The 16,163-nt window shown below is 76.2% G+C and carries 11 protein-coding genes; 5 read left to right on the plus strand and 6 right to left on the minus strand.

Annotated features, from left to right (window positions below; translation table 11 throughout):
- Positions 1-57: 57 nt before the first annotated feature.
- Complete coding sequence (locus AB0H75_RS33060; RefSeq protein WP_367803240.1) at positions 58-2,898, plus strand: AAA family ATPase; 2,841 nt, start codon at positions 58-60, stop codon at positions 2,896-2,898.
- A 25-nt stretch (positions 2,899-2,923) separates the two neighbouring features.
- Here the strand turns inward: AB0H75_RS33060 and AB0H75_RS33065 are convergent, their stop codons facing one another.
- The 4 genes from AB0H75_RS33065 to AB0H75_RS33080 form a co-directional block, all read right to left on the minus strand.
- Positions 2,924-4,048: a thiopeptide maturation pyridine synthase gene (locus tag AB0H75_RS33065; protein WP_367803242.1), complete on the minus strand. Its 1,125-nt coding sequence runs from the start codon at positions 4,046-4,048 to the stop codon at positions 2,924-2,926.
- Positions 4,049-4,072: 24 nt separating this feature from the next.
- Positions 4,073-5,050, minus strand: a complete 978-nt coding sequence (locus AB0H75_RS33070) for a lantibiotic dehydratase C-terminal domain-containing protein (RefSeq protein ID WP_367803244.1) — start codon at positions 5,048-5,050, stop codon at positions 4,073-4,075.
- Positions 5,043-7,670 (minus strand): hypothetical protein, encoded by a 2,628-nt coding sequence (locus AB0H75_RS33075; RefSeq protein WP_367803245.1) that lies wholly within the window; start codon positions 7,668-7,670, stop codon positions 5,043-5,045. The genes AB0H75_RS33070 and AB0H75_RS33075 overlap by 8 nt, the downstream gene beginning before the upstream one ends.
- Positions 7,671-7,768: 98 nt before the next feature.
- Positions 7,769-7,933, minus strand: coding sequence for a hypothetical protein (locus AB0H75_RS33080; RefSeq protein ID WP_367803248.1), 165 nt, complete (start codon positions 7,931-7,933; stop codon positions 7,769-7,771).
- Positions 7,934-8,212: 279 nt separating this feature from the next.
- On the opposite strand from AB0H75_RS33080, the gene AB0H75_RS33085 reads away from it, so the two are divergent.
- Positions 8,213-9,733 carry a tol-pal system YbgF family protein gene (locus tag AB0H75_RS33085; protein ID WP_367803250.1) on the plus strand — a complete coding sequence of 507 codons (1,521 nt, stop codon included), beginning with the start codon at positions 8,213-8,215 and terminating at the stop codon, positions 9,731-9,733.
- On the opposite strand, the gene AB0H75_RS33090 is transcribed toward AB0H75_RS33085, so the two are convergent.
- The gene (locus AB0H75_RS33090) at positions 9,693-10,907 is read right to left on the minus strand and encodes a cytochrome P450 (RefSeq protein WP_367803252.1); all 1,215 of its coding nucleotides are present in this window, start codon (positions 10,905-10,907) and stop codon (positions 9,693-9,695) included. The genes AB0H75_RS33085 and AB0H75_RS33090 overlap by 41 nt on opposite strands.
- 200 nt (positions 10,908-11,107) lie before the next feature.
- On the opposite strand from AB0H75_RS33090, the gene AB0H75_RS33095 reads away from it, so the two are divergent.
- From AB0H75_RS33095 to AB0H75_RS33105, 3 genes are read left to right on the plus strand one after another with little or no spacing between them, the layout of a single operon-like run.
- Positions 11,108-12,460, plus strand: a complete 1,353-nt coding sequence (locus AB0H75_RS33095; RefSeq protein WP_367803255.1) for a cytochrome P450 — start codon at positions 11,108-11,110, stop codon at positions 12,458-12,460.
- Between the two features lie 5 nt (positions 12,461-12,465).
- Positions 12,466-13,506, plus strand: a complete 1,041-nt coding sequence (locus AB0H75_RS33100) for a hypothetical protein (RefSeq protein WP_367803257.1) — start codon at positions 12,466-12,468, stop codon at positions 13,504-13,506.
- Positions 13,503-14,795 (plus strand): cytochrome P450, encoded by a 1,293-nt coding sequence (locus AB0H75_RS33105; protein ID WP_367803259.1) that lies wholly within the window; start codon positions 13,503-13,505, stop codon positions 14,793-14,795. The genes AB0H75_RS33100 and AB0H75_RS33105 overlap by 4 nt, the downstream gene beginning before the upstream one ends.
- Before the next feature lie 57 nt (positions 14,796-14,852).
- Here the strand turns inward: AB0H75_RS33105 and AB0H75_RS33110 are convergent, their stop codons facing one another.
- The gene (locus AB0H75_RS33110; RefSeq protein ID WP_367803261.1) at positions 14,853-16,067 is read right to left on the minus strand and encodes an MFS transporter; all 1,215 of its coding nucleotides are present in this window, start codon (positions 16,065-16,067) and stop codon (positions 14,853-14,855) included.
- Positions 16,068-16,163 lie beyond the last annotated feature (96 nt).

The following is a 16,163-nucleotide window of genomic DNA, read 5'->3' on the forward strand; positions in this document are numbered from 1 at the left end:
CCCATACTGTAAGTCGGGTTCCCGGGGAAATCGTCGCGACGACTTCGGCGGTGAACAGTGATCGTGGGCCGGGTACGCGAGCTGGCGCTGATCGAGGGTTTCCTGCGGCGGTGGCGGGCCGGCCGCTCCTCGCCGGCCGCCCTGGTGGTACGGGGCGACGCGGGCATGGGCAAGACGCTGCTGGCCGACCACGCCGTACGCGGGCACCGCCGGGACGGCGACGTCCTGCTGCGGGCGCGCGGCCACCCGGACGAGACCCGGCTGGCCTTCGCCGCGCTCCACCAGATCCTCCACCCGGTGCTCGCGGAGCTGGACGGGCTCCCGGACGGGCCGCGGGAGGCGCTGCGGGCCGCGTTCGCGCTGGACGGCGCCGCGACGCCGCCGCCTGAGCCGGTCGGCCGGGCCACGGCGGCGCTGCTGTCCGGCCTGGCCCGCCGCGCACCGGTCCTGGTGGTGGCCGACGACCTGCACTGGTACGACCCAGCCTCGCTGGAGGCGATCGCCTGCGCGGCGGGACAGGTGGCGGGACAGGCAGCCGGGCAGACGGCCGGGCAGGCGGTGGGGCAGACGGCCGGACAGGCGGCCGGGCAGACGGCCGGGCAGACGGTGGGGCGGCGGATCGCCGTTCTGGCCTGCACCCGTGGCGACGTGCCCGGCGCGTTCGGCACCGGGGTCGCCGAGGTGGAGCTGGGCCCGCTGCCCGCGGACGCCGCGGAGCTGCTGGCGAGCCGGCAGCCGAACCCGCCGGCCGGGCCGCTCGGGCGGCGGCTGCTGCGCCAGGCCGGCGGCAACCCGCTGGCCGTGATCGAGCTGGCCGCGATGACGGGCGCCACGGCGCTGTGGCCGGGCGAGCACTTCCCCGTCACCGAGCGGCTGGAGCGGACCTACGCCACGCTCCTCGCGCGGGTGCCGCCGGCGGCCGGTGACCTGCTGGTGCTGATGGCGGCCGCAGACGACGCCGAATGGCCGGCCGTGCTCCGCGCCGCCCCCGGCGACCGGTCGCACGCGCTGGCCGAGGCGGAACGGGCCGGGCTGCTCGACCTCGGCGGCGACCGGCCGGCTTTCCGCTACCCGCTGATCCGCTCGGCCCTCTACCAGGCCACGCCGTTCGAGCGGCGCCGCGCGGCGCATCTGGAGCTGGCCCGCGTCGCGGACGACCCCGACCGGCGGGCCTGGCATCTGGGGGCCGCCGCCGCGGGACCGGACGAGGAGATCGCGGGCCTGCTGGAGGCCGCGGGCGACAGGGCCGGGCGCCGGGGCGCGCCGGCGCGGGCCCTGGCGGCGGCCGAACGCGCCGCCCGGCTGACCCCCGACAGCGCGACACAGGCCGGGCGGCTGGTCAAGGCGGCCCGCTACGCCCTCTTCACCGAGCGGGTCGGCAAGGTCGAGGACTACACGGCCGCGGCCGCCGCCCTGACCGAGGACCCCGAGGTGCTGGCCGCGCTGCCGCCGCTGGTGGGCTGGGCCATCTCCAACAGCGGGCGGCAGGACGCGGCCGTGGCCCTGCTGGTGCCGGCGGCGCGAGAGGCCGCGGCCGGCATGCCGTGCGCGGCGGTCGGCATGCTGGCCGTGGCCGGCCTGGCCGCGTTCCACTCCGGTCTCCGCGGGCACCGCGAGGAGATCGGGCGCTGCCTGCCGCCGCCGTCCGGTCCGGACGACCCGGTCCGGCTCTGGGTCTCGGTCTGCGCGGATCCGCTCGGCCGCCAGGAGGAGGTCCGCGCGGCGGTCGAGCGCGAGCGCGCCGCTCCGCGGCGGGACTTCGCCGGTCGCCTGGCGCTGGGCCTGGCGGCGGCGCTGGCCGACGTCCCGGAGGCGGCCATCGACCTGCTCGGGCCGCTGCTGGACCCCGAAGGCGACGCGGCGCTGCCCGACAGCAACAGCGTGTTCCTCACCTTCTACGGGTTCGCCTGCCTGGACGCCGGCCGGTGGCGCGAGGCCGGGTCGGTCGCCGCGCACGCCGTCCGGATCTCTCACGAGAGCAATCCCGGCCTGTCCACGGCGATGGCCCTGTCGTTGCAGGCGATGCTCTGCGCGCTCCGCGGGCGTGGCGAGGAGGCACGTACCCTGGCCCACCGGGCGCTGACCACGGCGGACGCCCAGAGCCGCATCGTGGCCGTCCGCGCCGGGCGGGCGCTCGGCCTGGCCGCGGCCGCGGAGGGCAACCCCGAGGTCGCCCACAACCACTTCCGGCGCCTGTTCGCCGCCGACGGCACGCCCGTGCACGACCACCACTCCTTCTACGCGCTCGCCGACCTGGCCGCCGCGGCGGCGCTCACGGGACACACGCGGGACGCCGCGCTCGTGCTCGACGCCGCCGAGCCCCGCGTACGCGCCAACGCGCGGCTGAACCTGCTGACGCGGACGGCACGCGGGCTGCTGGCCTCCTCGTTCGAGGAGGGCGTCGCGCACTTCGCGGCCGTGCTGGACGACCCCGCGGGCGAGCCCTGGCCGTTCGAGCGCGCCCGCGCCCGGCTGGAGTACGGCCAGCGCCTGCGCCGTGGGCGCCGGATCGCCGCGGCCAGGCGGCAGCTGACCGAAGCCCTGACCGTCTTCGAGCGGCTGGAGGCGCGCCCGTGGGCCGCCCGGGCCAGGGCGGAGCTCCAGGCGAGCGGCGTGCGGCCGGACGGCTCGCAGCCCCCGGAGGCGGCGCGGCCCGCCCGGCCCGCGGAGCCGGCGGCGCTCGGCCGGCTGACCGCGCAGGAGCGGCGGATCGTCCGGCTGGCCGCGCGGGGGCTGTCGAACAAGGAGATCGGCGAGCGCCTGTTCCTGTCGCACCGCACGGTCAGCACCCACCTGTACCGGATCTTCCCGAAGCTGGGCATCTCCACCCGCGCCCAGCTCCACGGCTTCGCCACCGAGGACGAGGACGACCCTGAGGGACCGGGGACACAGCGGTGACCGGGAACACGGCGGTGACCGGGGCTCAGGCGCTGGGGACGGGGGCGGGCCGCGCCCCCCGCGCCCAGGCCCGGGCCCTGTCCACGGCCGACACGCCGTACTCCTCCTCCACGGCGGAGGCGATCAGGTGGCAGAACAGGTAGCGCTGGAGCGGAGCGAGGCCGAGCCTGGCCAGGTGCGTGTAGAGCATGTTGATGGCCAGGCGGTGGCTCAGGAACCAGGGCGACCCGAGCACCTCGCTCCGGTAACGGCCGGTGGCCAGCAGGATCTCGTGGAAGTCGATCGTGTGGAGCTGCCGCCACTCGGGCTCGGGGGTGGGGGCTTCCAGGTCGATCACCCCGCTCGCGATGAGCGGCTCGGCGATGGCCTTCCTGCGCGCGATGTAGTCGAGCCAGTCGCGTACGTGCGCGGGCGCGCGGCCGTCGTCCACCTCCGCGACCCGGGCCCGCACCAGCGCGCGCAGCTCCGGCGCGTGCCGGCGGTACTTGGCCTCGAAGCCCGCCCGGACGCCGTCGCGGTCCACGCAGTAGGAGCAGAAGGCGTCGGCGTGGGACCGGTAGGACATGTACCCGCGGGAGATCGGCGGGACGCTGGTGTGCGCGAACGCGATCATGAGGTCCAGGCTGAGCTGGAACAGTGACAGCTCGCCGCGCCGGATCGCGTCCAGGGTGCCGAACGCCATCCGCGTGCTCTCGGCGTGGAAGGAGTTGATCAGGTCCATGAGGGGACGGCCGCCGAGGACGTGCAGCCGGTCCTCGTAGGGCTCGGTCTGCAGGGAGTTGTCCGGGTACCACGGGCGCAGGGGGCCGTGGTCGCTCTCCCTGACGGCCAGCATGCGGTGCGCCTCCGTCAGCGCCGCCTCGTCCAGGGACGCGCTGGAGGGGTGCTCGCGCAGGTAGGCGCCCAGGCGTTCGGTGGCGAGCGGCAGGATCTCGCTCTCCCACGCGTCCGTGGTCGCGCGCAGGTTGAGCCGCAGGTGCGGGCCGCGCCGCCAGTGCCGGACGACGTACGGCTCGCGCACCCGATCCCCCAGCTCGGCCAGCAGCGGCCGGACCGCGTCGAGGATCAGCGCGTCCTTGTCGTCCTGGTAGTAACGCACCTGGATGCTGTGCCAGGGAAGCTGGCTCGTGTCGGGTCCGATGGCGTTCACCGGTGCTCCTTCCGCGGGAAGTGGTCAGGTGTCGATGAGGGCGGCGTCGATGAGGGCGGTGCCGACGAGGTGGCGCAGGTGTGCTTCCTCCGGCCCCGCCAGGCCGAGCCGGTTGCACAGCAGGTGGACACAGCGGACGAGCAGGACCAGCACGTCGCCGCGGGCCCGGCTGGTGCCCGGCGGCTGGAACGAGGAGCCGGACGGCGGGGGCCGGAAGCGCCCCTCGGCCTGCAGCCGCACGACGTGCCCGCGCAGGGTGTCGATGGAGCGCCACCACGCGCCCAGAGGGTCGCCGTCCCCGGGAACGTCCTGGCCGGTCGCGATGCGCAGGCAGCGCAGGACCTGCCCGCGCAGCGCGAGGCGGTGCCGGTCGAGCAGCTCGGCGCGCCGTGACCGCTCCCCCGGCGGGTCCCACCGCTCCCGGTCCGTCGCGAGGACGTGGCCGAGCCGGCCGGGGTCCGGCTCCCAGGCGGCCAGGGCGAGGGTGAGCGCGGCGGCGGCGAAGCCGGCCAGCCGCCCGCGTTCCTCCTCGCGGGCGAGGAGCGCCAGCGCGATGCGGCTGGAGTCGTCGAAGTGCCTCTCGGCCGCACGGGTCGCTTCCGGCCCGCCGAACACGTGGTGCTCGGGCCGGTAGGGCACGGCTTCCACCCCGTCCCGCGAGCGCAGGCGCCGGTCGTAGTCCTGGAGGCTCTCCATGCTCGCCAGCCGTTCGGCGGCGACGGCGTACCGCCGCGGGTCCCAGGGGGTGCGCGTCGGGTACGCGGCCAGGTGCCGCTCCAGCGCGGCCCTGGCGCGCTGCTCGACCTCGGCGGCGCGCGCGGCCGGCGACAGCCGCAGCCGCAGGTGCGGGCCGCCCTCCCAGTACCTGAGGAAGAAGAAGCGCGCCAGCAGGCCGTCGGCGTCCAGCGAGCGCACCAGCCCGCCGACGGCCTGGCCGATGAGCCGGTCGGTGCCGCCCCGGTGGAAGGCGTGCAGCGAGATCCACCGCTCCGGCTCAGCCATCGCCGCCTCCATCGCCGCCTCCTTCGCCGCCGCGCTCGCGCAGCTCCAGCACGTACTCCACGACATGCCGTCCCCCGGTCCCGAGATCGGCGGCCTCCGCCAGGCCGGGCAGCACCTCCTGGAATGCGACGCAGGCGCCGCAGTCGGCGAGCTGGCGGTCGAACAGCGCGACCAGCGCCGGATCGGCCAGGTCCAGGAAGGTGGGCTTGGCCAGGCGCGCGGTGCGCCAGGGGTCCTGGCCCCAGGACCCGGGGTCCAGGGAGAAGACGAAGCAGCGGGGCGGGATGTCATGGGCGGCGAACCAGCGGGCCAGGGCGAGCAGGTGCTCGGTCTCGGGCATCCCGGGTCGCCGCCGGGGGACGGCTTCCGCGGCGGCGTAGCGGGTGGCGCGTGCCACGACGACGTCGCCCACCCACACCCGCGGGGTGCCGACCACGCCCTCCGGGGTCCGCCGCGGCGGCTCGGCGAACAACGCCCAGGCCGGGACGGCGACGCTGGGCTGGTCGCCGAAGAGCTGGAGCAGCAGCCTGGCCGTCCGCGGCAGGAAGGGGGCGGCGACCATCCCGGTGTGCCGCGGCTCGACGCGCACGCCGTCGGCGGCGCGTACCAGCTCCAGCACGCCGTCGGCGGGGTCGTGGCGGACGGCCAGGTCCCGCAGCGGGAGGCGGAGGCCGGGCGGGCGCTCCGAGACCACGCCCGGATAGTCGATCTCGTACGCGGTCGTGCCCGAGCGCAGGTTGACGTTGTGCCCGAAGGACCCGGCGATCTCCGCCGGGATGCCGGCGGCGCCACCCCGCTCCCCCGGCTCGTCCCCCGCGGGCATCCCCGCGACCTCCAGCAGCCGGTGGACGCGGCTGCGTGCCGCGGCGTGCCCGGCGGCCACGCTGTTGAGCACCAGGCTCACCGGACCCGGCGCGTCGGCGCGGAGCGGCTGGACGTAGCAGGCCATCGCGCCCACGGGCCGCACGGACCCCGGCCGCCGCGCCCACCACCGCGCCAGCAGGGCCGGGGGCAGCCGCAGCGACCCGTCGGGCGGGACGGGCCGCGCGCGCAGCTCGGCCAGGACCCCCTCCCGGTACCGCCGCAGCTCCCCGACCTCGGCCGTGGCGCCCGGCCGGGGCGGCCCCGCCGGCCTGCCCCGGTACAGCAGGGCGTGCAGCTCGTCGGCGGCACCGCCCGGCTCGGGGGCGCTCAGCAGCCGGGCCAGCGTGCGGTGGAAGCGGCCGAAGGGCACCTGGGCCCCGGCGCCGAACACCTCGCGGAACAGGTGCGCCGCGAGCAGCCGGATCTCGGTGTCACGCTGGAAGGCGCCGAGGAACTCGCGGACGGCGTGCAGGTCGCCCAGCACGCCGCGCCAGGCGTCGCGGCCCAGGCAGGTCACGGGCGAGCTGAAGACGGCGTTGTCGTGGAAGAGGTTCTTGTCGGGCAGCCTGGGCAGCCCGGCGTGCGGCGCCCCGCGGTGCAGCCCCTCCAGCGCCGAACGCGCCTGCCGCTGCAGGTCGAGCGCGGTGCCCAGGCCGGCCGCGCGGGGCGCGCCCGCCAGCGCCCTGCCGAGCTGCGCCAGCACGCCGGCGGCCGGGTGCGGGGCCAGCCTCTCGCTCAGCCGGTCCAGGTGGGAGCGCGCCTGGTCGGCGACCGGCGGGTGCACCTCCAGCACGTGCAGGTCGACGAGCCGCGCGAGCAGCCGGTCGGCGGGTCCGGGCGCGCCCTGCGCCGCGACGAGCCGCCGGGCCTCGGCGAGCGTGCGGGGCGCCTCGCCGTCCAGCGCGCGCAGGAGCCGGCGCAGCGGCTCGGAGGCGGGGACGCTGCGGTACTCGTCCTCGGTCTCGCTCAGGTACCACAGGCGGCCCTCGTCCTCCGTCAGGCTGGCGTTGGGCTTGACGAGGAACAGCGCCGCCAGGTCGGCGTCCTGCCCGGCCAGGTCGCTGAGGAGCCTGCGCAGCAGCCACAGGTCGGGCTCGGCCGCCGTGCGCCAGGTCCAGCGGCCCCGCCGGCTCACCGGCTCCGGGCCGGTGCCCCAGGAGCCGAGGCCCATCATGGTGAAGGTGGAGTGGGGGCTGGTCTTGGCCACCACCCGGGACAGGTAGCGGCTCAGGCGCAGGTCGAGCCGGCGCGACGGCGCGGTCCCCTCGGGGGAGTCCAGCCACTGCCGCAGCGCCGCCGCCAGCGCCGGGCTGGCCTGAACCAGCCCGTGGCCGAACGCCTCGGTCGCGGCCCACCGGCGCAGGTGCCGCTGCCGGTCCAGGCGTTCGCGCGCCAGCAGCGGGGCCAGCTCCGCGCACGACCGCTCGCAACATCGCGACCTCTCCAGCCACCTCCGGACCCGCCGGTCGAACCGGCCGTCCAGCGCGGCCGGCAGCTCGGCCAGCCGCGCCGCCGCGGGTCGCGGGCGCCCGTTGTACAGCGCTCTGCGGAGCGCGACGAGGCGGGACTTCGCGGGGCCCGGCGCGGCGGCGCCGATGGCGGGCTCCAGGGCGAGCGCGAGGTCACGGCCTTCCGCCGAGAGCTCGTCCTGCTCGCGGAGGATCGTCCGGATCGCGGACCACGTCCCGGCGCACCGCAACCCGTCCAGGGCCGCCACGGGCAGGGCCGCGATCCTGACCACCACGGCATCGTCCACGGTTCGTCCCCGCCTTTCCCTCATCAACCGTCATGAACAGGGCGCCTTTTCGCGAGTGCCGGTGCGGCGGCGCGCGCCGGCACCCGCGCGTGGTTCTCCTAAATGAGCCAGCTCTTGCCGGAGGTGCATCCGGAGGCGCCGATCTCGGTGTTGCCCAGGCCCATGGCGACGGCCTCGACCAGCACCTCGGAGCCGGGAAGCGCCACGGTCACGACGTCCAGCGCGCTCAGGTCCAGCCCGAACGGATTTTCGTTGGCGGCCATTTCTCCTCCACTTTTCCTGTCGAACGGCGCGGTAATTCCGCGACGCCTTCAAGCAACCACGCGCGTTTCGCGGCCGTCCACGCGCCGCGGCCCGCGCGGCGTCCAGTCGCGGGCGATGTTCGACACGTCCGCGCCGCCAGGGGCTTGACAGCTCGCGCGACGTCGCCCGCGGCCCCGCCGGTGACGGCGAAGCAGTCAAATGACGGACGCCGGCCGGCCGGTCCCGCCCCTAGCCTGCGGGCAGCCGTCCCGTCGTCCATCCGTTCCTCGGAGGAGCTCATGGACTCCCGCAAGTCGCGCAACGATCGCCTGCACGCGCTGGTCAACGAAGCGGCCTGGAACGGCCGGAGCCTGGCGCAGGCGGTGAACACCGTCGGCAGGGAGGCCGGCCTGAGGCTCGGCTACTCCCGGTCCTCGGCCGGGCAGTGGCTGGCCGGCATGGTCCCCCGGCGCCCGGTCCCCCACGTCGTGGCCGAGGCGCTCTCCCGCCGGCTGAACCGCCCCGTCCTGCCCGGCCAGGCGGGATTCGGCGGGTACGCCGCCGAGGAGTGCGGCGATCCGCTCGACCGGCTGGTCGCGCTGGCCGGGGCGAGCGATCCGGCCAGGCTGGCCACGTCGCCGTACCGCGTCTATCGGCTGCCGGCCCTCCCGGCGGACACGCCCCTCCCGGCGGACACGCCCCTCCCGGCGGACGCGCCCCTCCAAACGGCGCCCGCCCACGCGGCGCCCGCCCACATGGATCCCGCCCACGTGGCGCCCGTCCACGTGGCGCCAGCCCGTGTGCCGGGGCCGGTGGCGGGGCCCGTGCGGGTCGGGCCCGAGGACGTCGCCTCGGCCGAGGCCATGCTGCGGCTGTTCACCGAGGCGGGCGAGACGGGCGGCGCGGGCCACGTCCGTGGCGGGCTCGGCCGCTACCTCGCCGACACCGTCGTCCCGGCGCTGCGCGCGGCGCCGCCGGAGATCCACGCGGAGCTGCTGGCCACGGCGGCCCGGCTGGCCCACCTGTGCGGCGTGCTGTGCTACCACGACGAGCTGCACGGCTTCGCCCAGCGGTACTGCCTCGTCGCCCTCCGGCTGGCCGCCCGGCCGGCGGAGAGCGGGCTGCGGGCCAGGGTGTTGTCGACGATGAGCGCGCAGGCGGTGTGGCTGGGCCACCACGCCCACGCGCTCGCCCTGTCCCACGCCGCCGTGGCCGCGGCCGGCGACCTGCCGCCTCGGGAGCTGGCGCCGCTGAGCGGGCAGCGCGCGGTCGCGCACGCGGCGGCGGGAGACGCCGCCGCCGCGCTCGCCGACATGGCGGCCGCGCACGACCACCTCGCGCGGGCCGGCGACGCGCGCCCCGCGCTCGCGGCGACGCTGGCCTGCCAGCGCGGGCTGACGCTGGCGCTGCTCGGTGACACGCCGAAGGCCATCGCGCAACTGGAGATCTCGGTACGGCACCGCCCCGCCCGGGAACGGCACGCCCGCGCCGTCACGCTGTCCCGCATCGCCGGCCTGCAGCTCCGCATGGGCCACTGCCTGGAGGCCGCCGCCACCTGGCACCGGTTCCTGGACGACTACCCGGCCGTCAACTCCGGGCGCGCCCGCGCCGCCCTGGCCGACCTGCAGGCGAGGCTGCGGCCCTACCAGGGCATCCCCGCGGTCAGGGCCGTGCTGGCCAGGGCCTCCTCCCTGCGGCAGCGGCTGCCGCAACCGGCACCCCGCCCGCGGGCGCCGTACCGCCACCCGTCCGGCCGTACGGCGCCGGTGCGGGAGCCCGTCAGGACAGCAGCACCGGCAGGACGCGCGGGCCCTCGGTGATGATCGACGGGGTGTGGACCAGCTCCGGCTCCGGCACGGCCAGGCGCAGCCGCGGGAAGCGGGTGAACAGCGCCGACAGCGCGATGCGGGCCTCCAGCCTGGCCAGCGGCGCGCCGAGGCAGAAGTGCGTCCCCCTGCCGAAGCCCAGGTGCGGCAGGGGGTCGCGCGTGACGTCGAACCGCTCGGCCCGCGGCCCGTACCTGGAGGGGTCGGTGCCGCTCGCGCCGAACGCGACCACCACCGCCTCCCCCGCGGCCACCTCCGCACCGGCGATGCGCACGTCCCGCAGCGGGTAACGCGGCACCGTGTTGACCACGGAGTTGCGCGAGCGCAGGGCCTCCTCCACCGCCGCGGCCCAGTCGCCCCGCTCCCGTACCCGGTCGAGCTGGTCCCGGTCGGCGCACAGCGCGACGACGGCGTTGGCGATCAGGTGCATGGTGGTCTCGTGGCCGGCCACGATGACCGACCACAGGATCCAGCGCATCTCGTTGTCGGACAGCCGTGCGCCGTCCTCGTCCTGCGCCCTGATCAGGCCGGTGGTCAGGTCCTGCGCGGGCGCGCGGCGCCGCAGCTCGACGTGCCCGGCCAGGTACGCCGGCAGCGCCGACCCCGCCTCCCCGGCGGCCCGCGGGGTGGCGTCGTGGGAGAGGAGCACCCGGGTCCAGGCGCGGATGCGGGCGCGGTCCCCGGGCGGCACGCCGAACAGCTCGCAGATCACGGTGATCGGCAGCGGCTCGGTGTAGCGGCGGACCAGGTCGGCCCCGTCGCCGTCGGCCGCCAGGCCGTCCAGCAGCTCGTCGGCGAGGCCCTGGACGCGGGGCGCGAGCGCCCGGACGCGCGCGGGGGTGAAGGCCCGGTTGACCAGGCCGCGCAGCCTGCGGTGGTCGGCGCCGTCCTTGAGCAGGAGGTGCTCGCCCTCGATGATCTGGCGCATGGGCCAGTCGGCGGGGACCCGGCCGTCGTGCAGGGCGGCGAAGTGGCGGGCGTCCTTGCTGTAGAGGACGTCGTCCCCGGCCAGGACCTCGCTGATGGCGTCGTAGCCGGTCACCAGCCAGGCCGGTACGCCGCCCGGCAGCATGACGGGCGCGATCGGCCCCGACTCGTCACGGATCCGGCGGACCGTGCGTACGCAACGCTCGCCGGGGACGGGCAACTGGACGGGCGGAAGATCCACGAGAGCCCCCCACGGAGTACGGGCGGATCCGTCCCCTGCACAGTGAGCGATGGCGCGGCGGGCGGCCAAGGGCAGGACGCCGTCACCCTCCGGCTGCCTCACCCTCACGCCGGGGAGAGCCGCGCGGCACCCCGGTCCCGTCGGTGATTGCAGTCATTTGACGCAAGCGGCCCCGTGAGGACCGGCCGCAGGATGCGGGCATGGACCTGATCGAAGCCACCTCGCACCGGCCTCCTGACGTCCCGGGGGCATGGCCGCTGCTCGGCCACCTCGTGCCCGTGCTCCGCCGGCCCCTGGAGTTCCTGCCCGCGGTCGCCGGTTTCGGCGACGTCGTCAAAGTGCGCTTCGGGCGGCTCCCCGTCTACGTGGTCACCCATCCGGACACGGTGCGCGCCGTCCTCGTGCCCGGGGACCTGGACTACACGCGGGGGCGGATCTTCGACAAGCTGGAGCCCGCCCTCGGCAGGGGCATCGCCACGGTGTCCGGCGCCGAGCACCGCCGGCAGCGCCGCAACCTGCAGCCGGTCTTCACCCGCGAGCGCCTCGCCGGCTACGCGGGCATCATGCGGGCCGTGGCGGAGGAGACCACCGCCTCCTGGCGAGACGGCCAGACGCTCGCCATGGACGAGGTCATGAACGACCTGGCGCTGGCCGCGCTCACCCGGAGCCTGTTCAGGCTCACCGCGCACCAGGACACCGCCGAGGCGATCAAGCGGGGGATGCGGCTGCTCACCCGCGGGCTCCTGCTGCGCACCGTGCTGCCGACGGCGTGGGAGCGGGTGCCCACGCCCGGCAACCTCCGGTTCCGCCGCGCGATGGCCAGGATGCACCGCGCGGTCGGCGACCTCGTCGCCGCCTACCGCGACTCGGGGCGGGACCGGGGCGACGTGCTGTCCGCCCTGCTCGCGATCCGCGAGGAGGACGGGACCGGCCTGTCCGACGAGGAGGTGCACGCCCAGGTGATGACCCTGGCGCTGACCGGCATCGAGGCGCCCGGAGCGGCGCTGGGCTGGGTGCTGCACGAGATCGGCCGCGACCCGGAGGTGGCCGGGCGGGTGCACGCCGAGATCGACACCGTGCTCGGCGGCCGGGCGCCGGGCTTCGACGACCTGCCCGCCCTGGAGTACCTGGGCCGGGTGGTCAGCGAGGTGCTGCGGCTGCGTACGCCCCTGGTCTTCATGCGGCGCACGCTGACCGAGGTCCGGGTGGGCCGGTCGGTGATCCCGGCGCACGCGGAGGTCGTCTACAGCCCGTACCTGCTCCACCACGACGCCCGCTGGTTCCCCGATCCGCTGCGCTTCGATCCCGACCGGTGGCTGCCGGGGAACGTGGAGCGCATCCCCAAGGGGGCGTACGTCCCCTTCGCGGCCGGGGCGTACCAGTGCATCGGCAAGCTGTTCGCCGTCACCGAGCTGACCCTGGTGACCGCGGTGGTCTGCGCGCGCTGGCGGCTGCGGCCGGCCGGGCACGCCCCGGTGCGGGAGCTGGCCACCGCCCTCGTCCGCCCTCACCGGCTGCCCATGACCGTCCACGCGCGAACGGCACGGGGGTGAGCGCCGTGGACGACGCCCACGAGCTCCAGGACCTGAGGCTCCCGTTCAGCACCGCCACCCACCCGCAGGCGGACCTCCTGCAGGAGATGACGGAGCGGTGGTGCCGCGCCCAGGGCCTGCTGGGCTCCGCGCGGTTCGCGGCCACGTTCCGGGCCCTCGGCTACGGCCGGGTCATGGCCACCCTCTGCCCGCACGCCCCCCTCGCCGGCATGGCCCTGATCACCGACTGGAACAGCCTCTTCTTCGTCGCCGACGACCAGCAGAACAACGCGGTCACCACGGGCCGCGCCGACCTCTACGACGACCTCGTCACCCGCATGCGCCTGCTGGTCGCCGGCCACGACCCGGCCGCCCCGCCCGCCCATCCGCTGCCGGCCGCCCTGCGGGACCTGCTGCGCCGCACCCTGCCCGGACGTCCCCCGGCCTGGACGTCCAGGTTCCGCCGCGACCTCGACCTGTGGCTCCAGGGCCACCTGATGGAGAACTCCTACCGGCTGTCGGGCGTCGTCCCCGACGTGGCGGCCTACGTCAGGGTACGCCGTGCCGCCTGCACCGTGCTGCCCACGCTCGACCTCGTGGAGCTGGTCGAGGGCGCCACCGTGACCGACGCGCTCCACCGCACGCCCGAATACCGGACCCTGGTGCTGAGCACGGCCGACATCATGTGCTGGATCAACGACGTGCACTCGCTGCACATGGAGCGCGGCGACCCGATCAACCTCGTCACCGTGCTGGAGCACCATCACCACCTCGGCGTGCGCGACGCCGTCGCCGCCGTGACCGCCCGCGTCGCCGCCCGGGCGCGGGAGCACCTCGCCGCCGCCGCGGCCCTGCCGTCCGTGATGGACCGGCTGGGGATGACGGCCGCGGCGCAGGCCCCGATCCTGCGGTGCGTACGCGACCAGCAGTCGTGGGCCGCCGGCATGGAGAGCTGGGACCGTACGGACACCATCCGCTTCGCCGTCTCCGAGATCCCCGAACCCGGCAGGACCGCCTCGTACGTGCAGGACCTGCTCGGCCCGCCCGCCACAGGAGGCCACCCATGACCACCGTCCCCCGCTCTGCCGTCCCTCACCCTGCCGTCCCTCACCCTGCCGTCCCCCATCCCGCCGCCCCCCACCCGCTCCCCGTGCCCGGCGAGCCGCTGCCGCGCACGCACGCCCGCTTCCGCGAGGCCGGGCCGGTCGTGCGGGTACGGCTGCCCGGCGGGGTCGAGGCATGGGCCGTGACCACGTACGACGCCGTGCGGGAGGTGCTGAGCGGCGACGACAAGGTGTTCGGCAAGCATTCCTCCTCCTGGCCGGCGCTGCGCGACGGCACGGTGCCCGCCGACTGGCCGCTGCTGCCCCTGGTGCTCGGCGAGCACATGCTGGTCCGCGACGGCGCGGAGCACCGGCGGCTGCGCGGCCTGCTGTCCAGGGCGTTCACCCGCGCCCGCGTCGAGGCGCTGCGCCCCTGGATGGAGGGGATGGTGGACGGCCTGCTCGACCGGATCGCCGCCGACGGCGACGGCGGCCGGGCCGTGGTGGACCTCGTCCCGCTGTTCACCGAGCAGGTGCCGACGGCCGTCATCTGCGAGCTGTTCGGCGTTCCCGAGGCGTGGCGCGCCGCGCTGCGCGGCTGGTCCCGGACGCTGGTGTCGCAGGACAGCTCGGCCGCGCAGACCCACGCCGCCGGCCAGGAGCTCATGCGGTACCTGGCCCGCCTGGCCGAGGAGAAGCGGCACGACCCGGGCGACGACCTCACCACCGCGCTGGTGCGCGCCCACGACGACCAGGACCGGCTGTCCGCGCGGGAGCTGGTCGACAACCTGTTCCTGCTGCTCATCGCGGGCCACGAGACCACCGTGCACCTGCTCGGCCACGCCGTCGTCAACCTGCTCGCCGCGCCGCGGCAGCTCGCCCTCGCCCGGTCCCGCGACCTGTGGCAGGAGGTCGCCGAGGAGACCCTGCGCCTTCGCCCGCCGATCGCCGCGGCGATCTTCCGGTACGCGCTGGAGCCGGTGGAGATCGCCGGCGTGCCGATCGCGACGGGCGAGGCGGTCATGGTCTGCTTCGGCGGCGCCGCCACCGATCCCGCCCGTTACGGGCCCGACGCCGGCACGTTCGACCTCGGCCGGGCGCGGCGGGACCACCTGGCGTTCGGGCACGGGGTGCACACGTGCCTGGGGGCGCCCCTGGCCCGCCTGGAGGCGGACGTCGCCCTGCGGCGCCTGTTCGGCGGGCTGCCCGGGCTCGGCCTGGCCGTCGCGCCCGGCGAGATCCCGTACTCGCGGTCCTTCCTGACGTACGGGCCGCGGTCGATCCCGGTCCGCACGGCCTCGCCCCGGCGCTGACAGGGCCGGACGTCCCGCGGGAACGCCCTCCGGACGCCCTGCCACGACCTCGGCGACCTACGCCGCACGACGGGATTCCAGGCGCGCTTGCCGGTCATCGTGGCGCGGTGACCGCCAGGCGAGGAACGCCGCGAGGGCGGCGAAGGCCGCGGCGGCAGGCAGCAGAAGGAGCGCGGAGCCGGTGACGGTGAGAACGGCCGCGCCGATGCTCCCGGCCAGGAAGTTGCCGAGGTAGGCGGCGGAGGTGTTCAGCGAGGTCACCAGCGACGCGCTTTCGGCGTCGGCGTAGGCGATGATCCGGTGCTGCTGGGGCCCCATGATCGAGTACGACACGACGCCGCTGAGCGCTTCGGTGATCACCACGAGGAGGAAGACCTGCCGGACCGCGAGCATGACCACGCACACCGCGGCGACGCCCGCGGTGGCCGCGACGACGACGCGCCGCGAGCCGTGGCGATCGCTCAGCGAGCCGGCCGCCAGATTGCCGGCGGTGGCCGCGACCCCGAACACCAGCAGCAGGAGCGCCAGCCGGGCCGGCTCGCCGCCGATCGCCGGCGCGAAGACCGCGCTCATGTACGTGAAGGGAAGGAAGACACCGATGAACGCCGGCAGGGTGACCACCAGGACCCGCAGGACCCGCCGGTCGGTCAGCGGCGCGATGCGCTGCCGCACGCTCGCGCCCTGATCGAGCCTGAGGGGCGGCACCAGCACGGCGATGACGACCGCGACGAGGGCGGCGGCCGCCGCGACGAACCAGATGGCCGTCTGCCAGCCCCATGCGCCGCCGATGAGGGTGCCCAGCGGAGCACCCAGCACCAGCGAGAGCGTCGCCCCGGCGGTCACCACGGCGATGGCCCGCCCCCGCCGCCGCGGGCCGGCCAGGTGCGCGGCCGTGGCCACGGCGCTCGCGGCGAACAGGGCCGCACCGGCCCCGGCCAGGACGCGGGAGGCGAGGACCAGCCCGTGGAGGTGAGCCGACGCCGTCACGGCGTTTCCCGCCGCGAGCAGCGCGATCCCGGCCACGAGGGCCTTGCGCCTGGACCATCTGCCCGTGACCGCGGCCAGGACGGGGCCCACCAGCGCGTAGGCGACGGCGAACACGCTCACCATCTGACCGGCCGCGGCCGCGTTGACGTGCAGCGTTTCCTGGATCCGGGGAAGGAGGCCCACGATGACGAACCCGTCGGTCCCGACCACGAACGTGCCCAGGGCCAGCACGGCCGCCCTGGCCCGCCATGCGGGCTCGCCCACCGTCTTCGCGTTCTCCGACATCTAGCCGCGGCCCCCGGGACCGTCGGTGCCGCCGGGGACGGCAGGCCGTACAAGGGTGAACAACATCATGCGGCCAGCCTGGCGGCAGGCCGCCCG

This window comes from Nonomuraea sp. NPDC050783 (assembly GCF_040802095.1).
In the GTDB taxonomy this organism is placed as follows: Bacteria; Actinomycetota; Actinomycetes; order Streptosporangiales; family Streptosporangiaceae; genus Nonomuraea.